The 22,490-nt window shown below is 59.3% G+C and carries 22 protein-coding genes; 14 read left to right on the top strand and 8 right to left on the bottom strand.

Translation table 11 applies throughout. From position 1 onward, the window contains the following. The first annotated feature begins 194 nt into the window (after positions 1-194). The 5 genes from fadB to ACPDZI_RS22375 all read left to right on the top strand — a co-directional run bounded on the left by fadB (position 195) and on the right by ACPDZI_RS22375 (position 7,315). Complete coding sequence (gene fadB / locus ACPDZI_RS22395) at positions 195-2,342, top strand: fatty acid oxidation complex subunit alpha FadB (RefSeq protein WP_438833812.1); 2,148 nt, start codon at positions 195-197, stop codon at positions 2,340-2,342. Positions 2,343-2,363: 21 nt separating this feature from the next. Continuing rightward, a complete protein-coding gene (gene fadA / locus ACPDZI_RS22390; protein WP_076362846.1) occupies positions 2,364-3,527 on the top strand; it encodes an acetyl-CoA C-acyltransferase FadA in 1,164 nt (387 codons plus the stop codon). A 325-nt stretch (positions 3,528-3,852) separates the two neighbouring features. Next, complete coding sequence (locus tag ACPDZI_RS22385) at positions 3,853-4,575, top strand: response regulator (protein WP_016348992.1); 723 nt, start codon at positions 3,853-3,855, stop codon at positions 4,573-4,575. A gap of 51 nt (positions 4,576-4,626) precedes the next feature. Next, positions 4,627-6,072: an ATP-binding protein gene (locus ACPDZI_RS22380; protein WP_016348991.1), complete on the top strand. Its 1,446-nt coding sequence runs from the start codon at positions 4,627-4,629 to the stop codon at positions 6,070-6,072. Between the two features lie 4 nt (positions 6,073-6,076). Continuing rightward, a complete protein-coding gene (locus ACPDZI_RS22375; protein ID WP_017410853.1) occupies positions 6,077-7,315 on the top strand; it encodes an ABC transporter substrate-binding protein in 1,239 nt (412 codons plus the stop codon). 72 nt (positions 7,316-7,387) lie between these two features. Here the strand turns inward: ACPDZI_RS22375 and ACPDZI_RS22370 are convergent, their stop codons facing one another. After that, on the bottom strand, positions 7,388-7,579 hold the full coding sequence (locus ACPDZI_RS22370; protein WP_005307420.1) for a hypothetical protein: 192 nt from the start codon (positions 7,577-7,579) through the stop codon (positions 7,388-7,390). A gap of 171 nt (positions 7,580-7,750) precedes the next feature. Between ACPDZI_RS22370 and tusA the strand changes: the two genes are divergently transcribed. Next, positions 7,751-7,996 carry a sulfurtransferase TusA gene (gene tusA, locus ACPDZI_RS22365; RefSeq protein ID WP_005307416.1) on the top strand — a complete coding sequence of 82 codons (246 nt, stop codon included), beginning with the start codon at positions 7,751-7,753 and terminating at the stop codon, positions 7,994-7,996. Positions 7,997-8,017: 21 nt separating this feature from the next. Continuing rightward, a complete protein-coding gene (locus tag ACPDZI_RS22360; protein WP_016348988.1) occupies positions 8,018-8,365 on the top strand; it encodes a RidA family protein in 348 nt (115 codons plus the stop codon). 74 nt (positions 8,366-8,439) lie between these two features. Here the strand turns inward: ACPDZI_RS22360 and ACPDZI_RS22355 are convergent, their stop codons facing one another. Next, complete coding sequence (locus ACPDZI_RS22355) at positions 8,440-9,096, bottom strand: OmpA family lipoprotein (protein ID WP_043168054.1); 657 nt, start codon at positions 9,094-9,096, stop codon at positions 8,440-8,442. A 251-nt stretch (positions 9,097-9,347) separates the two neighbouring features. On the opposite strand from ACPDZI_RS22355, the gene ACPDZI_RS22350 reads away from it, so the two are divergent. Beyond that, positions 9,348-11,384: a bacteriohemerythrin gene (locus ACPDZI_RS22350; RefSeq protein WP_438833811.1), complete on the top strand. Its 2,037-nt coding sequence runs from the start codon at positions 9,348-9,350 to the stop codon at positions 11,382-11,384. 76 nt (positions 11,385-11,460) lie between these two features. Here ACPDZI_RS22350 and ACPDZI_RS22345 read toward each other — a convergent pair whose 3' ends face one another. Next, entirely contained in the window at positions 11,461-12,042 is a 582-nt protein-coding gene (locus ACPDZI_RS22345; protein ID WP_135320871.1) for a DNA-3-methyladenine glycosylase I, read from the bottom strand. A 209-nt stretch (positions 12,043-12,251) separates the two neighbouring features. Here ACPDZI_RS22345 and glyQ point away from each other — a divergent pair, with 209 nt between their 5' ends. Beyond that, positions 12,252-13,175: a glycine--tRNA ligase subunit alpha gene (gene glyQ, locus ACPDZI_RS22340; RefSeq protein WP_005339464.1), complete on the top strand. Its 924-nt coding sequence runs from the start codon at positions 12,252-12,254 to the stop codon at positions 13,173-13,175. Positions 13,176-13,184: 9 nt separating this feature from the next. Further along, complete coding sequence (gene glyS / locus ACPDZI_RS22335; protein WP_438833810.1) at positions 13,185-15,254, top strand: glycine--tRNA ligase subunit beta; 2,070 nt, start codon at positions 13,185-13,187, stop codon at positions 15,252-15,254. An 85-nt stretch (positions 15,255-15,339) separates the two neighbouring features. Here glyS and ACPDZI_RS22330 read toward each other — a convergent pair whose 3' ends face one another. From ACPDZI_RS22330 to ACPDZI_RS22320, 3 genes are all read right to left on the bottom strand, one after another. After that, positions 15,340-15,663, bottom strand: a complete 324-nt coding sequence (locus ACPDZI_RS22330; protein ID WP_438833809.1) for a hypothetical protein — start codon at positions 15,661-15,663, stop codon at positions 15,340-15,342. Between the two features lie 6 nt (positions 15,664-15,669). Continuing rightward, positions 15,670-16,809, bottom strand: coding sequence for a hypothetical protein (locus ACPDZI_RS22325; RefSeq protein WP_438833808.1), 1,140 nt, complete (start codon positions 16,807-16,809; stop codon positions 15,670-15,672). A gap of 253 nt (positions 16,810-17,062) precedes the next feature. Continuing rightward, entirely contained in the window at positions 17,063-17,569 is a 507-nt protein-coding gene (locus tag ACPDZI_RS22320) for an AAA family ATPase (protein ID WP_438833807.1), read from the bottom strand. Positions 17,570-18,135: 566 nt separating this feature from the next. On the opposite strand from ACPDZI_RS22320, the gene ACPDZI_RS22315 reads away from it, so the two are divergent. The 3 genes from ACPDZI_RS22315 (at position 18,136) to ACPDZI_RS22305 (ending at position 19,774) form a co-directional block, all read left to right on the top strand. Further along, positions 18,136-18,516, top strand: a complete 381-nt coding sequence (locus tag ACPDZI_RS22315) for a hypothetical protein (RefSeq protein ID WP_025202441.1) — start codon at positions 18,136-18,138, stop codon at positions 18,514-18,516. A 260-nt stretch (positions 18,517-18,776) separates the two neighbouring features. Further along, positions 18,777-19,181, top strand: coding sequence for a g-type lysozyme inhibitor (locus tag ACPDZI_RS22310; protein ID WP_076362839.1), 405 nt, complete (start codon positions 18,777-18,779; stop codon positions 19,179-19,181). Positions 19,182-19,294: 113 nt separating this feature from the next. Then, on the top strand, positions 19,295-19,774 hold the full coding sequence (locus tag ACPDZI_RS22305; RefSeq protein ID WP_438833806.1) for a DM13 domain-containing protein: 480 nt from the start codon (positions 19,295-19,297) through the stop codon (positions 19,772-19,774). Positions 19,775-19,857: 83 nt separating this feature from the next. Here the strand turns inward: ACPDZI_RS22305 and ACPDZI_RS22300 are convergent, their stop codons facing one another. After that, entirely contained in the window at positions 19,858-21,399 is a 1,542-nt protein-coding gene (locus ACPDZI_RS22300; RefSeq protein WP_438833805.1) for an ADP-ribosyltransferase, read from the bottom strand. A gap of 198 nt (positions 21,400-21,597) precedes the next feature. On the opposite strand from ACPDZI_RS22300, the gene ACPDZI_RS22295 reads away from it, so the two are divergent. Beyond that, complete coding sequence (locus tag ACPDZI_RS22295) at positions 21,598-21,954, top strand: CesT family type III secretion system chaperone (protein WP_336759239.1); 357 nt, start codon at positions 21,598-21,600, stop codon at positions 21,952-21,954. Between the two features lie 122 nt (positions 21,955-22,076). Here the strand turns inward: ACPDZI_RS22295 and ACPDZI_RS22290 are convergent, their stop codons facing one another. Further along, a complete protein-coding gene (locus ACPDZI_RS22290; protein WP_029302610.1) occupies positions 22,077-22,376 on the bottom strand; it encodes a hypothetical protein in 300 nt (99 codons plus the stop codon). Between the last annotated feature and the right edge of the window lie 114 nt (positions 22,377-22,490).

The following is a 22,490-nucleotide window of genomic DNA, read 5'->3' as shown; positions in this document are numbered from 1 at the left end:
AAGGTTAATAAAGGCGTCATCAGACGCCTTTATTTTGGTTGTTAATCTGAGGCGAGCTTTTACTCGAGATCTGTTAAACGAATGTTTTAAATAGGTGTTGAAATTGTCTTATTTTGGATCAATAGTGAGCCTCGCCCCCTGCTGGGGATAAAGGAGCACCACCCCCCACCATGTGGGAACAAGGAGACACTCTCATGATCTACCAAGGCGAAACCCTGACGGTCAGCTACCTCGAAGACGGCATTGCCGAGCTGAGGTTCGATGCTCCGGGTTCAGTCAACAAGCTGGATCGCGCCACCCTGCTCTCCCTGAGCGAAGCGATCGCCGCATTACAACAAGAACGTGAACTAAAAGGTCTGATCCTCACCTCCGGCAAAGACGCCTTCATCGTCGGCGCCGACATTACCGAATTCCTGGAACTGTTCGATCTGCCGCAGGCTGATCTGCTCGGCTGGTTGAAAAAGGCCAACGACATCTTCAACGCCATCGAAGACCTGCCGGTTCCGACCCTCTCCGCCATCAAGGGCCACGCCCTGGGCGGCGGCTGCGAGACCATTCTCTCCACCGACTTCCGGCTGGCCGACACCACAGCCAAGATTGGCCTGCCCGAGACCAAACTCGGCATCATGCCGGGCTTTGGCGGCACCGTCCGTCTGCCGCGAGTGATCGGCGCCGACAACGCGCTTGAGTGGATCACCACCGGTAAGGATTACCGTGCCGATGACGCCCTCAAGGTGGGTGCCATCGACGCCGTGGTCGCGCCAGAGGCACTGCAGAGCGCTGCGCTGCAGATGATCAAGGACGCGATCAAAGGCAAGCTGGACTGGCAGAGCCGTCGTGCCGACAAGAAAGCCCCGCTGCGCCTCTCCAAACTGGAAGCCATGATGAGCTTCACCACCGCCGCCGGCATGGTTGCCGCCGTGGCGGGCAAACATTATCCGGCGCCGATGACGGCGGTGAAAACCGTCGAAGCCGCTGCCGGCATGAGCCGTGACGAGGCGCTGGCCGTCGAGGCGCAAGGCTTCATCAAGCTGGCCAAGACCGATGTCGCCAAGGCGCTGGTCGGTATCTTCCTCAACGATCAGCACATCAAGGCGCTGGCCAAGAAGGCCGCCAAACAGGCGAACAAGGCCACTGGCCACGCCGCCGTACTGGGTGCCGGCATCATGGGGGGCGGCATCGCCTACCAGTCTGCCAGCAAGGGCATTCCGGCGGTGATGAAAGACATCAACGAGAAGGCGCTGGCACTTGGCATGGGTGAAGCCACCAAGCTGCTCAACGGCCAGCTCGAAAAGGGCCGCATCGACGGCATCAAGATGGGCCAGGTGCTCTCCGCCATCACGCCGACCCTCAGCTATGACAACGTCAAGCATGTGGATGTGGTGGTCGAAGCCGTGGTCGAGAACCCGAAAGTGAAGGCCGCCGTGCTGGGCGAAGTGGAAGGGATCATCGGCGAAGACGCCGTGCTCGCCAGCAACACCTCCACCATTCCCATCTCCCTGCTGGCCAAGGGGCTGAAGCGCCCGCAAAACTTCTGCGGCATGCACTTCTTCAACCCGGTGCACCGCATGCCACTGGTGGAGATCATCCGCGGCGAGCAGACCTCCGATGAAACCATCAACCGCGTGGTGGCCTACGCTGCCGCCATGGGCAAGTCCCCGGTGGTGGTCAACGACTGCCCAGGCTTCTTCGTCAACCGCGTGCTGTTCCCCTACTTCTTCGGCTTCAACAAGCTGGTCGCCGATGGCGCCGACTTCGCAGCCGTCGACAAGGTAATGGAGAAAGAGTTCGGCTGGCCGATGGGCCCCGCCTACCTGCTGGACGTGGTCGGCATCGACACCGGCCACCACGCCGGTGACGTGATGGCGCAGGGCTTCCCGGCACGCATGAGCAAGGAAGGCCGCACTGCCATCGACGTGATGTACGAAGTGAATCGCTTCGGTCAGAAGAACGGCAAGGGCTTCTACGCCTACGAGCAGGACAAGAAGGGCAAGCCGAAGAAGGTGGCCGACACAGCCAGCTACGAGCTGCTGGCCCCCATCGCCAAGCCGAAACAGGATTTCGACAAGGACGCCATCATCGCTCGCATGATGATCCCGATGATCAACGAGGTGGTGCTCTGTCTGGAAGAGGGCATAGTCGCCACGCCAGCCGAAGCCGACATCGCGCTGGTCTACGGTCTGGGCTTCCCTCCCTTCCGCGGTGGCGTGTTCCGCTATCTGGACACTATCGGTCTGGATCGCTACGTGGCCATGGCCGACCAGTATGCCGACTTGGGCCCGCTCTACCGCGTCAGCGACAAGCTGCGTGAGATGGCCGCCCAGGGCAAAACCTTCTACTGATTGCGGAAAGGAGATCCATTCATGAAAGACGTAGTCATTGTCGACTGTATCCGGACCCCGATGGGCCGGTCCAAGGGCGGCGCCTTCCGCAACGTGCGTGCAGAAGACTTGTCCGCGCACCTGATGAAATCCATCCTGCTGCGCAACCCCAACCTCGACCCGAACGAGATCGAGGATATCTACTGGGGCTGCGTGCAGCAGACCCTGGAGCAGGGCTTCAACATCGCCCGCAACGCCGCCTTGCTGGCCGGCATTCCGAAGCAGGTGGGGGCGGTCACCGTCAACCGCCTGTGCGGCTCGAGTATGCAGGCGCTGCACGATGCCTCCCGTGCCATTCAGGTAGGTGATGGGGATATCTTCATCATCGGCGGCGTCGAGCACATGGGTCACGTGCCGATGAGCCACGGGGTGGACTTCCACCCCGGCATGGCCAAGTCGGTGGCGAAAGCCTCCGGCATGATGGGGCTGACCGCCGAGATGCTCGGCAAGCTGCACGGCATCAGCCGTCAGCAGCAGGACGAGTTTGCCGCCCGCTCCCATCGCCGTGCCCACGCGGCAACCGTGGAAGGACGTTTTGCCAAGGAGATCGTCGGGCTGGAAGGCCATGACGCCAGCGGCGCCCGCTTCTTCTACGACTACGACGAGGTGATCCGCCCGGAGACCACGGTTGAAACCCTGAGCCAGCTGCGCCCGGTGTTCGACCCGGTCAACGGTACCGTCACCGCCGGCACCTCTTCGGCGCTGTCCGATGGCGCCGCCGCCATGCTGGTGATGAGTGCGGACCGCGCCAAGGCCCTCGGCCTCACCCCGCGTGCCCGGGTGCGTGCCATGGCCATCGCCGGCTGCGATGCCGCCATCATGGGTTACGGCCCGGTACCGGCCACCCAGAAGGCGCTCAAGCGGGCCGGCCTGACCATCGGTGACATCGACCTGTTCGAGCTGAACGAGGCGTTTGCCGCCCAGTCCCTGCCTTGCGTGAAGGATCTGGGTCTGCAAGACGTGGTGGATGAGAAGGTAAACCTGAACGGCGGCGCCATCGCCCTGGGTCACCCGCTCGGCTGCTCCGGCGCCCGCATCTCCACCACCCTGCTCAACCTGATGGAAGAGAAGGACGCCACCCTGGGGGTTGCCACCATGTGCATCGGCCTGGGTCAGGGCATCGCCACCGTGTTCGAACGAGTGTAAGTAGCGCCCTGGCCGGTTCGCCGGTCGGGGCTGTATTGACAAGACAGGAGCCCGCTCCTGCTTCCCGGCGAAGCGGGCTCCTGTCAGCGGTTTTGGGGTCGGTCTGCCCGGCCCGTTATCGAGTCTGTGGAGTGCGCCACACGGGGTGCACTTCTGCCGTCGGAATCTGCGTATTGGCCGGCCCGTTTGGGTCGGCCTTTTTTATTTGCACGGCAGGATATGGGAGGATATTGCCCATAACCTCACATTAGATGGGGGGCTTGCTTGCTTTTTGCGCCCCTGACAGGTTCAATCTGCACAAAAAAATGGGTGGATGCACATACATATGTCAACGAGCAAACAACTGCTGATCGTCGACGACGACCAAGAGATCCGCGAGCTGCTCAACGAATACCTGACCAGGGCCGGCTTCGAGGTATTGACCGCAGCGGAGGGCAACGAGATGCGCAAGCAGCTCGCCCAGCACAACCCGGACCTCATCATTCTCGATATCATGATGCCGGGCGACGACGGTTTTACCCTCTGCCAGCAGATCCGTCGCGACTCCCAGGTGCCCATCATCATGCTGACCGCCGCCTCCGACGAAGCGGACCGGGTGATCGGCCTCGAGCTCGGTGCCGATGACTACATCGCCAAGCCGTTCAGCCCGCGCGAGCTGCAGGCCCGCATCAAGGCGCTGCTGCGCCGCGCCGAATTCCGCCAGCCGGAGAAAGAGAAAGAACCGAGCCGTCGGCTGCGCTTCGCCGAGTGGACCCTGGATACCCTGAGCCACCAGCTGACCCACGAAGACGGTAGCCTGCTGGATCTCTCCGGCAGCGATGCCCTGCTGCTCGGCATGTTCCTGCAGCAGCCCGGCGTGGTGCTGGACCGGGATACCATCTCGGACGCCACCCGCGGTCGCGAGAGCCTGCCGATGGAGCGCGGCATCGACGTGCAGATCAGCCGCTTGCGCCAGAAGCTGGGTGACAACGGCAAGAGCCCGCGCATCATCAAGACCATTCGCGGCAGTGGCTACATGCTGATCGCCGAGGTGCACGAGATCCCATGAGAGCCAGCAAGGTAGCAACGGCATGCTGATCGACACAAGGCGAGAGATCCCATGAATACCAGGTGGTTCTGGCGGGCGCTGGTGCCCCGTTCCCTGCTGTCGCGGATGCTGCTGCTGTTGCTGCTGGCGATCCTGCTCTCCCAGACCATCCTCACCGGCATCTGGATGCAGCAGATCCAGAAGCGGGAGCTGGAAGGCATGCTCAGCACCACCCGCAACCTGGCGCTGTCGGCCGCCTCCACCGTCAACTTCTTCAAATCCCTGCCGCTGCAGTACCGCCACATCGCGCTGGACCAGCTGCGCAACATGGGCGGCAGCCGCTTCTTCGTGTCGCTGAACGAAGAGGAGATCCACATCAGCGCCATCCCCGACAGCGAGCGCAAGACGCTGGTGCTCAAGGAGGTGCAGGGGGTGCTGACCCGCAAGCTCTCCGACGCCATGGCGATCAAGGTGGACTTCTCACGGCCCGAAGAGCTGCACGTCTTCAACAACGACACCCTGCTGGCGGATCTGCCCTCCTCCTGGGCCCGCTACACCCTGTCGCTGGAGCCGATCAATCCCCCTGTGCTGGTGACCCAGATCGAGATAGAGCCGGGCGAGTGGCTCTATCTGGCGGCCCTGCTGCCGGCCCCCTACATGACGCTGGATGACACCGTCATGCCCAGCAACCAGGTGCGCTTCATCGCCCTGATGACGGTGTTTCTCTGCTTCTTCACCTTCCTGCTGGTGCGCTGGCAGACCCGGCCGCTGCGCCGGCTGGCCAAGGCGGCGGTCAACCTCGGCAAGGACATCGACCAGCCCTCCCTGAAAGAGGAGGGGGCCTCCGAGATCGTGGCGGCCACCCGCGCCTTCAACATCATGCAGCACCGCATTCGCCGCTACATCGACGATAGAGAGCGGCTGTTCAGCTCGATTTCCCACGACCTCAAGACCCCCATCACCCGGCTGCGACTGCGGGTCGAACTGCTCGACGACGAGCAGCAGATCGCCAAGTTCAACAAGGACCTGGACGAGCTGGAGCTGATGGTGAAGGGGGCATTGCAAACGGTGAAAGACACCGACATCCACGAGAACATCGAGCAGCTCGACATCGACGCCATGCTGGAGCAGATGGCGGAAGCCATGAACCTGCACGACGAGCGGCTGACCATCGAAGGCCACTGCAAGCAGCCCTACCGTGGCAAGCCGCTGGCCCTCAAGCGTTGCATCGGCAACCTGGTGGACAACGGCATCAAGTACGGCCAACGGGTGCGCATCATCATCATGGACGACGAGGAGATGCTGATCCTGTTCATCATGGACGAGGGGCCCGGCCTGCCGGAGGATCAGTTCGAACGCATCTTCGAACCCTACTATCGGCTCAGCACGGATCTGGCCGGTACCGGTCTGGGTCTGGGCATTGCCCGCAACATAGCCCACGCCCACGGCGGCGATCTGGTGCTGGAAAATCGTCCGCAGGGCGGCCTGCAGGCCACCCTCTCCCTACCAAGGCAGTAACCTTATGAAGTGGTTGTCTTTTTCTGTCATCGCCCTGCTCTCCCTGCCTGTAGGCGCCTCCCAGGTGGAGGTGCTGCACTGGTGGACCTCCGGCGGCGAGGCCAGGGCGGTGGAAGTGCTCAAGTCCGAGTGGACCGAGCAGGGCAACCAGTGGAACGACTTCGCGGTGCAGGGCGGCGGCGGCAAGAGCGCCATGACGGTGCTGAAAAGCCGGGCACTGGCGGCCAATCCGCCGGAGGCGGCCCACCTCAAGGGGTTCGAGTTGCGGGAGTGGGCCGGGCTCGGTTTCCTGCGCGATCTCACCCCCATGGCCGAACACCTCGGCTGGTATCCCCAGTTGCCGCCCATGGTGCGGGAGACTCTCAGCCAGAACGGTGCCCTGATGGCGGTGCCGACCGGGATCCATCGGGTCAACTGGCTGTGGCTCAACCGCAAGATCTTCGAGCGCAACAAGCTGACGCCGCCCACCAGCTGGGCCCAGTTCGTCACCGTGGCCGATCGGCTCAAGCAGCAAGGGATCACCCCGCTCGCCATCGGCAACGAGCCCTGGCAGCTGGCGGTACTGTTCGAAACGGTGGCACTCGGCGAAGGGGGCAAGGCGTTCTACCGCAAAGCCTTCGTGGAACAGGACAGCGCCACCCTGACCGGCCCCGACATGGTGCGGGTACTGACCCGCTTTCAGCAGCTGCGCGGCTATGTGCCGGAAAAATACGCCGGCCTGAAGTGGCACCAGGCCACCAACCTGCTGGAGAGCGGCGGCGCCGCCATGCAGATCATGGGGGACTGGGTGAAGGGCGAGCTGAGCGCCGGCAATTACCGGCCCGGCGAGGATATCGAGTGCCTGCCGAGCCCCGGCAGTGCCAGCCTGTTCAGCTACAACCTCGACTCCATCGCCATGTTCAAGCAGCGGGATCCCGCCCAACTGCAGGCCCAGGGCGAGCTGGCCCAGTTGCTGATGACGCCGCGCTTCCAGCAGGAGTTCAACCGGGTGAAGGGTTCGATCCCGGCGCTGACCAAGCCGGACATGAGCAAGTTCGACCGCTGCGCCATCCGCTCCTATCAGGATTTTCTGCTGGCGGAGCGGGAAGGCAACCTACTGCCCAGCATGGCGGAGGGGATGGCAACCCCGACCAACATGCGCCAGGCGATCATGGATGTGCTGAGCAACTTCTTCAACGACCCCAGAGCCAACCCGCAGCAGACTGCGCTGCATCTGGAGCGGGCCATGCGCTCGACCCGCTGACGCTTTTCGCGGAGACCAGAAACGACAAAGGCGGATGAGATATCCGCCTTTGTCATTGTGAAAGTACTGGGGTCAGGATTGATCGTTTTCGTCCTCATCCTCGTCGTAGTAATCGCTGAGCTCGATCCAGAGCCCCAGTCCGATCATCACCATGGAACCGAACCAGGTGCCGGTATTACCGATCGGGCTGCCCATCACTATCATGGCGAAAGACAAGAACCCCATGCCTGCGTAGGCTTGTAATCTGCCGTAGGAGACCTGCATATTCACACCTCCTTGTTGAATATGGTTCAATTTTTATATTACTCATACGGCGGTGAGTGGGTAGGCCCAGATAACACTTTGGTTACATATGCTGCCAGTTGCCGGAGTGGTTTGATTATTTTTTCGCCGTGAGTATTATTGGCAGCTGATTTGGTTGAAGGTTGATTATTGATGAGTGCTTTATTCTGCGACGCAACTCACGAGTTGGACGCAATCGGGCTTCGTTGCCCCGAGCCAGTGATGATGGTTCGTAAAAAAGTGCGGCTGATGGCTGACGGGGAGACCCTGCTGGTCAGTGCCGACGACCCCTCAACCACCCGCGACATCCCCAGTTTCTGCCGCTTCATGGATCACACCCTGGTCGCCAGCGAGACAGAGCAGGCCCCTTACCGCTATCTGATCCGCAAGGGTCAGTGAGCCCCAACACCGGAGCAATCCATGCCAGCCATTACCCGAATCGGCACCACCCAGCGTTGGTCTGATGTGGTCATTCACAACGGCACCCTCTATGTGGTGGAAGTGCCCGCCACCGACACCGCCGATATTCATCAGCAGACCCGTGAAGTGCTGGAAAGCCTGCAGCGCCTGCTGGAAGCCAACGGCTCCGGCGTCGACAAGATCCTGATGGCTAACATCTACCTCAAGGACATAGCGGACATCGCGGCCTTCAACGAGCAGTGGGATGCCTGGATCCCGGCGGGCACAGCGCCGGTCCGTGCCTGCGTGCAGGCCCGCCTCGCTCACGAAGGCTACAAGGTGGAAGTGCAGCTGACTGCAGCCGTCTAAAGCCCGCAACGCCTAATAACGAAAGGCCCCGCCATCGCTGGCGGGGCCTTTTTCATGGCTGCGAACCGGACCGCTTAGGCGATCGGGGTCAGGGTGATGGTCACCCGACGGTTCTGGGCCTTGCCTTCAGCGGTGCTGTTGGTGGCTACCGGCTGATCCGGGCCCACGCCGCTGGTGGAGATACGGCTGCCGGTCACACCCTGGCCGATCAACTGGGCGGCGACGGCATCGGCGCGCTGGGCGGAGAGCTTCATGTTCAGCTCGCGGGAACCTGTGCTGTCGGTGTGACCGACCACGTTCAGGCGAGTCTTGTCGAACTCGGCCACCACCATGGCCACGCCAGACAGGGTGTTGGCACCGGCTGCTTTCAGCTGGGCGCTGGAGCTGTCGAAGGTGACGTTGTTCGGCATGTTGAGGATCAGCTGGTCACCGTTGCGGGTCACGCTGACGCCGGTGCCTTGCAGCTTCTCGCGCAGCTTGGCTTCCTGTACGTCCATGTAGTAGCCGATACCACCGCCCAGAGCAGCGCCGGCGGCCACGCCGGTCAGGATCCCTTTCTTGCGGTCACCCTTGCTGGAAGAGAGCGCGCCCACGGCGGCGCCAGTGGCCGCGCCAGCCAGCGCGCCCCAGGCACCCTTGGAGGTCTGGGATTCGCCAGTATAGGGGTTGGTGGTACAGCCGGTCAGGGCTACGAGCAGGGCAACTGCGGGAACAAGTGTCTTGAAATGCATGAAAAACCTCTAAAAAAACCGACTCAAATCCAAAGAGGGCGCATTCTACCCCAGAGGTGTGCCAAGGTGTGACGTTATCAACATTACGCTCCTCTCTGCCCACCCCCCAGTATCTGCAGGCCGGCTGGATGCCGCCTGAACCGGTAGCCGGATCAAGAGCGCAACAGTGACCTATCTCCTTGTTCAACGGACCAAATACGTCTCCATTGACTACTATTGAATACACCATCAATAGTGCTCAGAGGTCTCTCATGTCTGCACTGCTTCGCAACGTCTCGATCCGGCACCTGCTGCTCAGTGCCAGCCTTATCATTCTGATCACCATGGCGCTGGGCGGGCTCTGGCGCAGCAGCCTGACCGCCCGCCTCGGCGAGCTGCCCAACCAGCTCATCGTCAGCGCCAACGAGCAGATCGCCCTACAGGAGCTGCGTTATCACACCACCCAGGTCCAGCAGTTCCTGACCGATGCCGCCGTCTCCGGCGAGATGGACTCCATCGGCGAGGCCGAACAGCACGCCCAGGCGGCCCGCCAGTTGCTGGAGCGGCTGCCGCAGCTGAAGGCGCTGCTCACCCCGTTGCTGACCCGCCAGCTGGAGATCGGCAAGCGGATGGTGGACATCTATCTCAAGGAGGGGCGCGAGGCCGGCAACCAGCTAATGAAGCAGCCGACCGAAGGGTTTGACGCCCTTACCGACAACATCGCCAGCCAGGTCGAAGCGGTACTGGAACAGCAGCAACAACAGTTCCAGCAGCGAGAGCAGGAGATCCGCAGCCAGAGCGAGACCCTGCAGCATCAGGACATGCTGCAGCTGGCCGTCAGCCTGGCCATCATCCTGTTGATGCTGCTGCTCATCTACTTCAAGACCGTCGGCCCGCTGCAGCACCTGATGGGCCAGCTGGTCGAGCTGGCCAACCACAGCCACAACCTCACCTTCCGGCTGCACGGCCAGGGCAAGGACGAGTTCGCCTATCTGGCGGAGGTGTTCAACCGCTTCCTCGGTAATATCGACAGCCTGATCGGTACGGTGCAGCAGGTTTCGCGCAAGACCCACGACAAGATGGCCCTGCTCATGTCGCACTCCGGCAGCACCCTCAGCAGCATGCAGCAGGCTCAGCAGAACACCGACATGCTGGCGACCGCCATCAACGAGATGACCGCCACCGTCCACAACATCGAGCACAACACCGAGCAGGCCAGCCAGGATACCCTGCTCACCCAGCAGCAGGCCCACGACGGCCAGCGGCAGGTGAGCCAGACCATCTCCCTGATCCGGCAGGTGGCCGACCACATCGAGCAATCCGCCGGGGAAGTGACCCAGCTGGATCAGGAGAGCACCCAGATCGGCAACATCCTGCAGGTGATCCGCACCATCTCGGAACAGACCAACCTGCTGGCGCTCAACGCCGCCATCGAGGCAGCCCGGGCCGGTGAACAGGGCCGCGGCTTCGCGGTGGTGGCCGACGAGGTGCGCCAGCTGGCGACCCGCACTCAGGCCGCCACCGTCGACATCCAGCAGCGTATCGAGGCGCTGCAGCACAACACCCGCCACGCGGTGACCACCATGCACACCACCCGCAACGTGAGCGAACAGGCGGTCAGCCAGGCGGCGGGCACCGGCGAGACCCTGACCGCCATCGTCGAAGCCATCACCCGGGTCAACGACATGAACGGCCACATCGCCACCGCCGCCGGCCAGCAGGCACAGGTCACCGAAGAGACCAACCGCAATGTGATGGAGGTCGCCAGCATCGCCCGCGAATGCCTGGAGCTGGCGCGCCAGAGCCGCAGCCACACCCGGGACATGAACCAGGCCAACGAGGAGATCGGCCTCATCAGCGATCAGTTCGACGTCAGCAAGGCTGGCTCAGCCAGCCAGGATCAGGAGCTGCTGCACTGGAACGAGGCTTTCATGGTGCAGGTGCCCAGCATGGACAGCCAGCATCTGGGCTTGTTCGAGGCGATGAACCGGCTCTACCAGGCGGTGCTCGACAAGAGCCCGGCCCAGCTACGCAAACAACGGCTCGACGAGCTGCTCAAGCTCGCCACCCAGCACTTCGCCGACGAGGAGCGCGTGATGGAGCAGGCGGGCTACCCCGAGCTGCGCCGCCACAAGCAGGAACACGCCCGGCTGCTGGCGGAGCTCGACACCCTGATGCAGCGCAACGGCACGGACGACGAGGAGTTCAACATGGAGCTGCTGGTGTTTCTCAAGAATTGGCTGCTCAACCACATCTCCAAGGTCGACAAACAGTATTCAGGCACGCTCCGTCAGGCCGGGATCGCCTGACGGCCCCATGGCTGACGCCATGCCGACATGCAGAAGGGAGGCATCAGCCTCCCTTCTCTTTTACCTTGCACCCGGTTTATTGGCGCGCAGGCCCCTGTTGGCACTCGGCGTGGCAGGGGCAGGTCACCAGATGATCGTTCACCATCCCCACCGCCTGCATAAAGGCGTAGCAGATGGTGCTGCCGACGAAGGTGAAGCCGCGCTTCTTGAGCGCTTTCGACATGGCATCCGACTCCGCTGAGGTCGCCGGAATGTCGCCGTTGCCCTGCCGCTGGTTGACGATGGGGGCGCCGCCCACGAAGCCCCACAGATAATCGACAAAGTCGACGCCTTCGGCCTCCAGCGCCAGATAGGCGCGGGCGTTTTTGATGATCGACTGCACCTTGAGCCGGTTGCGGATGATGCCGGTGTCCTGCATCAGCCGTTCCACATCCTGCTCGTCGAACTGCACGATGCGCACCGGATCAAAGTCGGCATAGGCGCGATGGTAACTCTCGGTGCGCTTCAAGATGGTGATCCACGACAGCCCCGCCTGCTGGCCGTCGAGGCAGAGCTTGGCAAACAGCTCGCGGGCGTCATACACCGGCCTTCCCCACTGTTTGTCATGGTATTCAATGTATTCCGGGTCCTTGGTCACCCAGGCGCAACGCAACTCCATTCCCTCTCTCCTGTCATTTCATCCAATCCCCGGGGTCGATGGCAACCCGGGCGCGGGAGTGCCCACAACCCCTCCCGCCCAGGCCCGGCGCAGCACCATCACATTAATCCGCTGTAATTTCGCCTATTATCCGACCATGCCAGACGGTATACTCCTTCGGTTCACATTCAGCAAATCTTGCTCTGATTTCATTTCGCGCGAAAAAAATTATGCAAAAATTCGATGTCAAAACCTTTCAGGGCCTGATCCTGCAGCTGCAGGACTATTGGTCCCGCCAGGGCTGTACCATCATTCAGCCGCTGGATATGGAAGTGGGTGCCGGTACTTCTCACCCCATGACCTGCCTGCGCGCCCTGGGCCCCGAGCCCATCGCCTGCGCCTACGTGCAACCGTCCCGCCGTCCGACTGACGGCCGCTACGGTGAAAACCCGAACCGCCTGCAGCACTACTACCAGTTCCAGGTGATCATCAAGCCCTCCCCCGACAACATTCAGGAACTCTATCTGGGCTCCCTGAAAGAGCTGGGCATGGATCCCGAGATCCACGACATCCGCTTCGTGGAAGACAACTGGGAAAACCCGACTCTGGGTGCCTGGGGTCTGGGTTGGGAAGTGTGGCTGAACGGCATGGAAGTGACCCAGTTCACCTACTTCCAGCAAGTCGGCGGCCTCGAGTGCAAGCCGGTCACCGGCGAGATCACCTACGGTCTCGAGCGTCTGGCCATGTACATTCAGGGCGTCGACAGCGTCTACGATCTGGTCTGGTCTGACGGCCCGCTGGGCAAGACCACCTACGGCGACGTGTTCCACCAGAACGAAGTGGAGCAATCCACCTACAACTTCGAACACGCCGATGTGGAGTTCCTGTTCCACTGCTTCGAGCAGTACGAGAAGGAAGCCCAGAATCTGCTGGCACTGGAAAAACCGCTGCCGCTGCCTGCCTACGAGCGCATCCTCAAAGCCGCTCACTCCTTCAACCTGCTGGATGCCCGCAAGGCCATCTCGGTCACCGAGCGTCAGCGCTACATCTTGCGCATTCGCACCCTGACCAAGGCCGTGGCAGAGGCATACTACGCCTCCCGCGAAGCGCTGGGCTTCCCTATGTGTCAGCGCAGTGAGAACAAGCAAGGTTAAGGAACGGACATGGCACAACATACATTTCTGGTAGAGATCGGTACTGCTGAGCTGCCGCCCAAAGCCCTGCGCTCCCTGGCCGAAGCCTTTGCCGACAACTTCAAAGCCGAACTGACCAAGGCCGATCTGGCCTTCGGCGACGTCGAGTGGTTTGCCTCACCGCGCCGTCTGGCGCTGAAAGTGAGCGAGCTGGCCGGCGAACAGCCGAGCAAGAGCGTCGAAAAGCGCGGCCCGGCCGTGGCGCAGGCGTTCGATGCCGAAGGCAAGCCGACCAAGGCTGCCGAAGGCTGGGCCCGTGGCAACGGCATCACCGTTGAGCAGGCCGAGCGTCTGGTCACCGACAAGGGCGAGTGGCTGGTTCACACCGCCAAGGTCGAAGGCCGTCCGGCCGTCGATCTGCTGGGCGAACTGGTTGCCTCTGCCCTGGCCAAACTGCCGATCCCGAAGATGATGCGCTGGGGCGACAAGACCATCCAGTTCGTGCGTCCGGTCTTCACCGTGACCCTGCTGCTGGATGGCGAGCTGGTTCCCGCCCACATTCTGGGTATCGACTCCGCCCGCACCATCCGCGGTCACCGCTTTATGGGCGAGAGCGAATTCACCATCGACAACGCCAGCCAGTACCCGCAGATCCTGCAGGAGCGCGGCATGGTGATTGCCGACTTCATGGCGCGCAAGGCCAAGATCAAGGCTGACGCCGAAGCGGCCGCAGCCGCCTTCGGTGGCGTGGCCGATCTGGACGACGCCCTGCTGGAAGAAGTGACCGCCCTGGTCGAATGGCCTGTGGTGCTGACCGCCAACTTCGAAGAGAAGTTCCTGGCCGTGCCGGCTGAAGCGCTGGTGCACACCATGAAGGGTGACCAGAAGTACTTCCCGGTCTACGACAAGAACGGCAAGCTGCTGCCGAAGTTCATCTTCGTCACCAACATCGAGTCCAAAGACCCGAGCCAGATCATCAGCGGCAACGAGAAGGTGGTTCGCCCCCGTCTCTCCGACGCCGAGTTCTTCTTCAAGACCGACCTCAAGCAGACTCTGGCCTCCCGCCTGCCGCGCCTTGAAACCGTGCTGTTCCAGCAACAGCTGGGCACCGTCAAGGCCAAGGTCGAGCGTATCGAGACCGTTGCCGGCTTTATCGCCGAGCGTATCGGCGCCGATGTGGCTCAGGCCAAGCGTGCCGGTCTGCTCTCCAAGTGTGACCTGATGACCAACATGGTCGGCGAGTTCACCGACACCCAGGGTGTCATGGGGATGCACTACGCCCGTCACGATGGCGAAGATGAAGCAGTGGCCGTGGCCCTCAACGAGCAGTACATGCCGCGCTTTGCCGGCGATGCCCTGCCGTCCGGTCTGGTTGCCTGCGCCGTCGCGCTGGCCGACAAGTTCGACACCCTGGCCGGTATCTTCGGCATCGGCATGCTGCCGAAGGGTGATAAAGACCCGTTCGCTCTGCGTCGCGCCGCCATCGGTGCCCTGCGCATCATGACCGAGAAGCAACTGGATCTGGATCTGGTTGAACTGGTTGAAGAAGCGGTACGCGTCTACGGCGACAAGCTGACCAACAAGACCGTCGTTACCGACGTGGTCGACTTCATGCTGGGGCGCTTTCGCGCCGCCTATCAGGACGAAGGCATCGGTGCCGACGTGGTGCTGGCCGTACTGGCCCGCCGCCCGACCCGTCCGCTCGACTTCGATCGTCGCGTCAAGGCCGTCAGCCACTTCCGCTCTCTGGATGCCGCACTGGCTCTGGCTGCCGCCAACAAGCGCGTGAGCAATATTCTGGCCAAGGTCGAAGGCGAGTTGCCGACTGCCGTCAAACCGGAACTGCTGGTCGATGCCGCCGAGAAGGCGCTGGCCACCCAGGTTGCCGAACTGCAAGCCGAACTGGCCCCGCTGTTCGCCGCCGGTGACTATCAGGCAGCCCTCACCCGTCTGGCCGCCCTGCGCGAGCCGGTCGACACCTTCTTCAACGAGGTGATGGTGATGGCCGACGACGAAGCCCTCAAGGCCAACCGTCTGGCACTGCTGAACAACCTGCGCAACCTGTTCCTGCAAGTCGCGGATATCTCCCTGCTGCAGTGATGTTGTTGGTCTGAATGAAAACGGCCCCAAGTGGGGTCGTTTTTACTAACGAGTAAATCAATGCCCATATAATCCAATCTGTATCTTAATTTTTTAACTTCTTCTTTATCTCATTCAAACCATCCACAACTTCCTTATCAGGATTTGATATACAATATTGCGCGATATATTCGGATATAATACTAATATTAACCCCCCGGAAATTATCTCTACCTGTAGAGTAATTATAGGCACTAACAAACCCAGCAAGCCAACTTCCAGTGTACACGTTAAAATCTTGGACATCTTTATCACTATATGACTCAGCCCATGATTTACAGTTATAATAGCCATATACACTAAATTCGCTGTCCGCAGAAATAGCCATGGTTGATAACAAATAGCATAATCCAATGAAAATCATCTTCATAGAAATTCAAACCTCTCCAGATTTATGAATGAAAATATTTTTATAAAAACCAAATTCATTATAAACAAAAGCTATGGCTTGTATTAAGTTAATGAAAAAGCACATAAGCAAAAAAATTTGAATAAAAGCCGGTGATGACATTACGAAAAGTAGCGCTCCGTAATAAAATGGGGTCATCATAAATAAAAATATAGCTAATGACATAAGAACTCTCATTATAGAAATAATTATTGCGGAGCTCTCAATGCTATTAATTTCTTTTTCACTACCAAGTAGTGCCATGTCAATCAATTTCCTATTTTTCTTATCTATCGCCATCATGTCCACAAAGCAGAACAAGTTGAGAATATGAGGATATGTTGACATAAGTGACTTGGTTTTTCTCAAAAAGAATAGTTCTCTAGTGCGAGTCATACTCAATGAGCCGAACCATATAAGTAGGAATATTGGCATAGAAATCATCATGATGTTATGGATGCTATATAAAGACACTTTTGATTTAACATCACCAACTGAAAAAGGTAGTTGTAATGGTGTATCAACACCAACTATTTTTAAGCTTCTATTGTCATAGGATAACAAGTCTTGGTTTATAGCCTTCAATATTTCCTCTACTTCTTTGGTCCTGAACAACTCCATATATTTATCACTTAATGCACTATCAACGTAAAATAAATCAATAATAATACCTATATACATAGACCTGTATATACCCTCAGCTGCAGAATCTAGATCCCCTTTTTGAGGTAAAGCTAGCTTGCCGCGAACGGTGTTTACATAACTTAGTTCAAGGCCAGGTGCTTCTGGTCGAGGAGGTTTTTTGACCAATGGTTTTAGCCCTAGTTTTTTCCTCAACTCTATTTCTTTTTTATCATCTTTGGTTTTATTAAAATCAGTATCTTTATTACTATCCTTTCTCATCAAGTAATCAGAGTAAGTAGACTGGATTTCTTTCGCTCGTTGTATGTATTCTTTGTTCTCTATAATAAAGTCATTCAACGATATTAATGCTTTGTAATCTCGCTGGTTTTTATCCGTGTTAATAGCAAGACATAGATAGTAAAAAAATATACATACCACAATAACAAAAACACTCGAGTACAACTGACGCTCAAATCGTTTCCCTAAATAAAAGAGCTGTTCCATATATAATTTCCCAAAAATGAAATTTTACGTTTTTATCTTACATATGTTATACCGTTGAGCCTATCATATAATACCACCTTCAACTCTGCCCGTAGGTTCGATTAGCCGTCAGGCGTAATCGGACGTTCGCGTCAATGGATTCTCCCACCATAACGGGCCAGCAGAATTCCCCCCTCCGACTGCCCCCCCTGTTTGACGGCAACAAATGCAATCAAAGCCTTTCATTCGTCCGATTACGCTACGCTAATCGAACCTACGATTCCTTTGCCAACGCAGCGACAATCTTTTCCACGCTCTGGGTGACCGACAGGGTGGCGCTATCCAGCACCAGACGCTCACTCTCCCAGGGTTCATAATCGCGTGTGATCACCGCCAGCCAATCCGGCAATGCCAGCCCCTCGATATCCACCGTCCGGTTTTCGACCCGCTCGCGGTGCAGACTTGGGTTGGAGCAGACCACTTCGACATCGAGACAGGGCACCCCGACCGAGCGGGCGATGTCGTGGTAGGCATCGCGGGTGAGCTGGATGGGGTTAACGGAATCCGTGATGACGATCGAGCCAAGTGCCAGGTTCTCTCGAGCCAGCCCATAGGCGACGAAATAACCGGCCGGCCCCATCTCTTCACCCGTCAGTTCAGCGGCACGAATGGCCTGCTCTATGGTATCAATGCGCAGGTAGACGGCCCCCAGCCGCCGGGCCAGGGCTCGCGCTATGGTGCTTTTTCCGCTGCCCGGCAAACCACTGAAGATGATCAGCATGTCCCATTCCCGTGATAAGAGAAGAATCCGAGCCATAGGGTATCGGATTGTCATCGCGCCCACAGCATCTTGTTCAGGGCTGCACGGGATATGCCCGCCAGTGGCTTCTGTTGCTCGACAGCCATCATCGAATACGCGCGAATATAAGCCTGCCTCTCTACCGATCATCCAAATTCATATGCAGGCTGGCTGATGGATAGCAATAACCACAAAAGATATTTTGTACCCCCCATTTCTTCTTGTTGTGCCTCATCAATGAAGCTGTTTTTTATGCCAAGACATACCTAAAAATAAACAACGCGGCATTAAAATGGCGTTATTTTATATATCCAACCATCTTTCATATCACCGTGATGATGAAAAATAGTGACATCCGAATTCAAAAACAAACCTTTGAAAATCAATGCCTTATTTTCAAGTAAAAATAGGGCGCCCAAACAATGCACTTGCAAAGCAATATATAAAATCAATATCAGACTTATCAGAATTAAATAGGCATGGCCTTTTCCACCTCCCCATTTTAATTTCCGCCATTCACCCAAAACACACAAATGGAGATGTGTAGAATGATAATGAAACAGAAGTTCGTTATGTTGGCCGCCTTGTCCACCCTGATGTTATCTACCAGTGCCTTGGCCACTTACCGGGTCGACGTGCAGTGTCTTGATCGGGTCATGTTGACCGATGTGCATGCCGGCTATATCAAATCGGCCAGTGGCGGCCCCGACGCCGGCAATGCGGTGGTGATTTCATGGGAAAAGAATTATGAGCAGGGCAGCACGAGCTTCCATGTCTTCAAAAACCTGAATGATTACCCCGGCAGAGGCATGTTCGAGATGGCCCTGCTGGCGCTGGATCGCGGCCTGCCGGTCAGTGCCTGGGGCAATGACTCCCAATGCTCCGGTGGGATTCATCAGTTGAAGATTACCCGCAGCTTCAACCCCTAATCCTGCCCGCGCACTGATTCGTGTGATAAAGGGAGTGAACACCAAGCCGGGCCAGGCAGCTGCGCCCGGCTTTAACAACCCGCACGACCGTCGCTTGCCTTGCGCTGCAACATGCGAAGCAGCGTCGCCACCTATCTCACCTGTTCATGCCAACTCGGCCGGGACGATATCTCTGAGCCGGATAGGCAACCCGCCGATTTGGGCATATCTTGTCGAGGCGGCTCTGCCAGGGTGACAGGGCCTCTTCACGAGGTGCAACGATGAAACGAGCAATCCAGGCCGCCCTGCTGGCCATCACCATGGCCGCCGGTGCGCAGGCCGCCGACAAGGTCACCACGGTTCCGGTGCAGTTTGCCAAGGGGGCACACAGCGCCCAGCTCAAGGGCAACTTCACCGGCTATGACACCATCCATTACACCTTGGTGGCCAAGGCTGGCCAGACCATGACGGTCAAGATCGGCGGCAGCAGCAACGCCAACTTCAATGTCTTCGCCCCCGGCGCCCAACCCGGTCAGGCCGAGGCGCTGGGCAGCAACGATGGCGATGGTCAGTGGCAAGGCGCCCTGCCCGCCTCCGGCAAGTACCTGATCCAGGTCTATCAGATGCGTGCCTCCGCCCGCCGTGGCGAGCAAGTGCCCCACACCCTGGCGGTCAGCATCCAGTAAACCCCGCCCACACGTTGCCCGTACAACCACCGTCATGCCCCCATTCCGGGGTGGGCATGACGGCGGCCTGCTGGTAGGGTGGTGCCATCAATTAATCAACGACCGAGACAGCCATGCAACGCAAAACCCTGGCCCTGCTGCTGGCCAGCCATCTGCTGGTGGGCGCCGCCGGCTTTGCGGCCGGCATCTATGCCCTGCCGATCCTGATAGCCCCAGCCGCCCCCACCAACGAACAGGTTGCCGCCCGGCAGGCTCAGGCCAGCTTTCACGGCACCTTTCGCCGGGATCTGCAAGACAGCGACCGGCTGCACTGGGGTGAGGGGCAGGTCAGCATAGGGCCCGATACCATCAGCCTGATGGGCAAGCTGGCACCTGGGCCCGACTACCAGCTCTACCTGTCACCCACCTTCGTCGAGACCGAGGCCGACTTTGCCCGCCTGAAGGAGAAGATGGTGAAAATCGGGCCGGTGAAGACCTTCGACAACTTTATCGTCCCCCTCCCTGCCGATGTGAACCCGGCCGACTACGACAGCGTGATCATCTGGTGCGAAACCTTCGGCCAGTTCATCACCGCCGCCCGCTACCGGCAGTAGCCCCGCAACCGGGCTACTCACCATGTAATAACGGACACCCAGAGGTGTCCGTTATTACATGCAGTTTCCTTGTAGGGAGCCAATTACTCGAGATAATCGGCCTCGACACCGATATGGGCCAGTGCCGCCAGCTCCAACGGGGTCAGCTGGCTGATGGAGTCGATCATGGTCGGCTCACCGCGTGCAGACTCTGGCAACTGGAGGCGCACCTTCAGCTCGTCGGTCAGGCTGCCCACCAGATTGCCCATGCGGGTCAGGCGGGAGACCAATACGGCTTCCTGGCTGCTCTCGCTGTCGGCAAAGGTAGAGACCTGCGCCACCGCGAAGTCGCAGACGGCCTTGGCTCGATCACCAAAATCCCCCTCCAGCTGTAGTAGCACCTGCCGCGCCGCACTGTCGTCAAGACGAGCCAGTTCCGCCTTCATGTGGCCGGTATCAAAGCGCAGTCTTGCCCCCGCATCGAGGCGATCCTCCGGCTTGCCGGCGGTCTGGTCTGCCCATGCCTGATCGGTCTGACCGGCAAACTGCATCAGGCCGCCCAGCACCAACCGCTGATTGGGACGCGCCGAGGCGAGACTGTCGAGCGCATTGCCCAGAGAAGCACCATTGGCATCGCTGCCGCCCGCAAGAGAGAGTGCCAATGTACGCAGGATCTGCAGGTCACCCCGGGTTTGCAGCTTGGTCATATGGGAGCCATTGATGGAGCCATCGGCAATGTGCTGGTGCAAGGCATTGAGGTCATCACTGCTCAGGGTAACCTCGGTCGAAGCCTGATCCCGCAGCAGGTAGCTGGCCTGGTAGCTGATGAGCTCCAGCGCCAGCTTGTAACCGGTGGCCTCGGTCTGGCGTGCCATGGTGACGGTTTCGCGAGCGGCAGGCTTGGCCTCCCCATGTGGAGCCGCCACAACCTCGGCATTGGTGGTGGCCGGCAGCGGTTCGCCGGCGACCTCGGCTTTGACTGCACTCTGCAAGTCGGCCACTTCCGCCATCACGGCGTGCAGCTGGCTCATCGCCTCTTGTAACTGCTCCGGGGTGGCACTGGCGATCAACTCAGTTACCTTGCCGCCCACCGTGCCCCACTGCTGGAGCGGGATACCGACGATGGGACGTTCAAGCAACCCGGCCGCCAAGGTTTGGTTCTCCTGCCGCATGGAGCCATCCTTGATCCCGTTCAGTGAGGTTGCCAGCGAGCGCAGGGCGCCATTGCCGGTCGCCAGCCGGGCATGTTCCCGCCCCAACTGCTGTGCATCTATGTTATTGAGCTCGCTCGCCTTATCGAGGCCACCCAGGGTAAAAGGCAGCGCCTTTTGCAGCAGCAGACGCTTTTGGTCGGCCAGGGAGAGGTTGTCTGCCGGCGGTGCGGAGCGGGCGGGCGCTGCGGGGCGAGCCCCCAGCAGATTGCCGATCCACTCTTTCAATGCCACAAACGGACGGGCCAACTGGGCTCCCAAACGGGACAGCAGACCCTCTCCTTTTTGCGGTTCACTGCGGCTGCCCAGCTGAAGGGCATCCTGACTGGTGGCAACCTGACGAGCATCCAGCTGGCCGAACTTGCCAACCCCGGCCGCAGCATCACTGTGCTGGGCGACGGCCTGCAGGCCGCCATTATGTGTTTGAATCTGCATGGTGTTTATCTTCTCGTGATGTTTCGCGCTCAGTCTAGGAGAGGCAATGGGGGCGGACTATCGCGATTGGTCGGGATTTTTGCACTGAGTGCGACACGCCATCCAACTGACCGGAAAGCTAAAAAAACAGAGCCACCATTAACAGTGTCGTCAGCGGTGAGATGCTCTAATTGCACCATCACCAATTTGGAGCCCTCGATGAACTCTCTCTATCACGCCGCCCTCCACCAGCTGTTTCTTTCCCTCTCTCTCCCCATACCAGCGCAGGAAGAGAGCGTCACCAGCCTGCAGATCGGCGAGCAAACCTATCACCTGACCGAACACCCGGCCAACTACCTGCTGATGTTTACCCGCCTGGAAGCCGCCACCAGCGCACAAGCCGCAGCACAGAACCTGTTCAGCCAGGACCCCTGCAAACCGATTTTGGCATTCGATCCGGATAACCTGACCCCAGTACTCTGGAGCCGTCAGCCACTGCAACAGCTCGATCGCGGCCAAATCCATCATCAGCTGGAGCAGCTGGTACACGCCGCCAGCGAGATTGGCGCGATCTGACTCGCCCGCAGCAGGGCCGTATAACCGGCTGCTGACCACACTACCCCCAGTCCAACGGGGCTGCGGTTGCAAGCCAATAAAAAAGGCGCCATAAGGCGCCTTTTTAGACTCAGTCAGACCACTCAGCTCGGTGGGAAGTGGCCACCAATGCTGATCACCTTCACCTGCTGCAGGGTGCTGTTGATGGTAAAAGCGACCCTGTGCTCCTGGCTGAGGCGGATCGTGTAGATCCCTTTATTCTTGCCGCTCAACTGCTCGTAGTGCATGTCGCCCACCTTGTCGGCTGCGTTCTTGGGATCGGTACCCCGCACTATCTCCCGGCGCCACTCGTGGTACTTGCTCATGGCCGACGCCGTCACGGCCACGTGCTTGTCCTTGTTGTAGAGGATGCGGGGTTGCGAATCATCGATAGTCCATGCCATAGCCAGCTCCTATTTTTGCTCCAAAGAGAACCAAACTATAGTGCACACCATCCCACTGGCGAGCCCGAACGACACCAACCTGTCTGCCTGTATCACTATTTGGAACGCAAAACG

The organism is Aeromonas oralensis (genome assembly GCF_049665575.1).
GTDB classification, from domain to species: Bacteria; Pseudomonadota; Gammaproteobacteria; order Enterobacterales; family Aeromonadaceae; genus Aeromonas; species Aeromonas hydrophila.
This window is presented reverse-complemented; position numbering and strand designations above follow the sequence as displayed.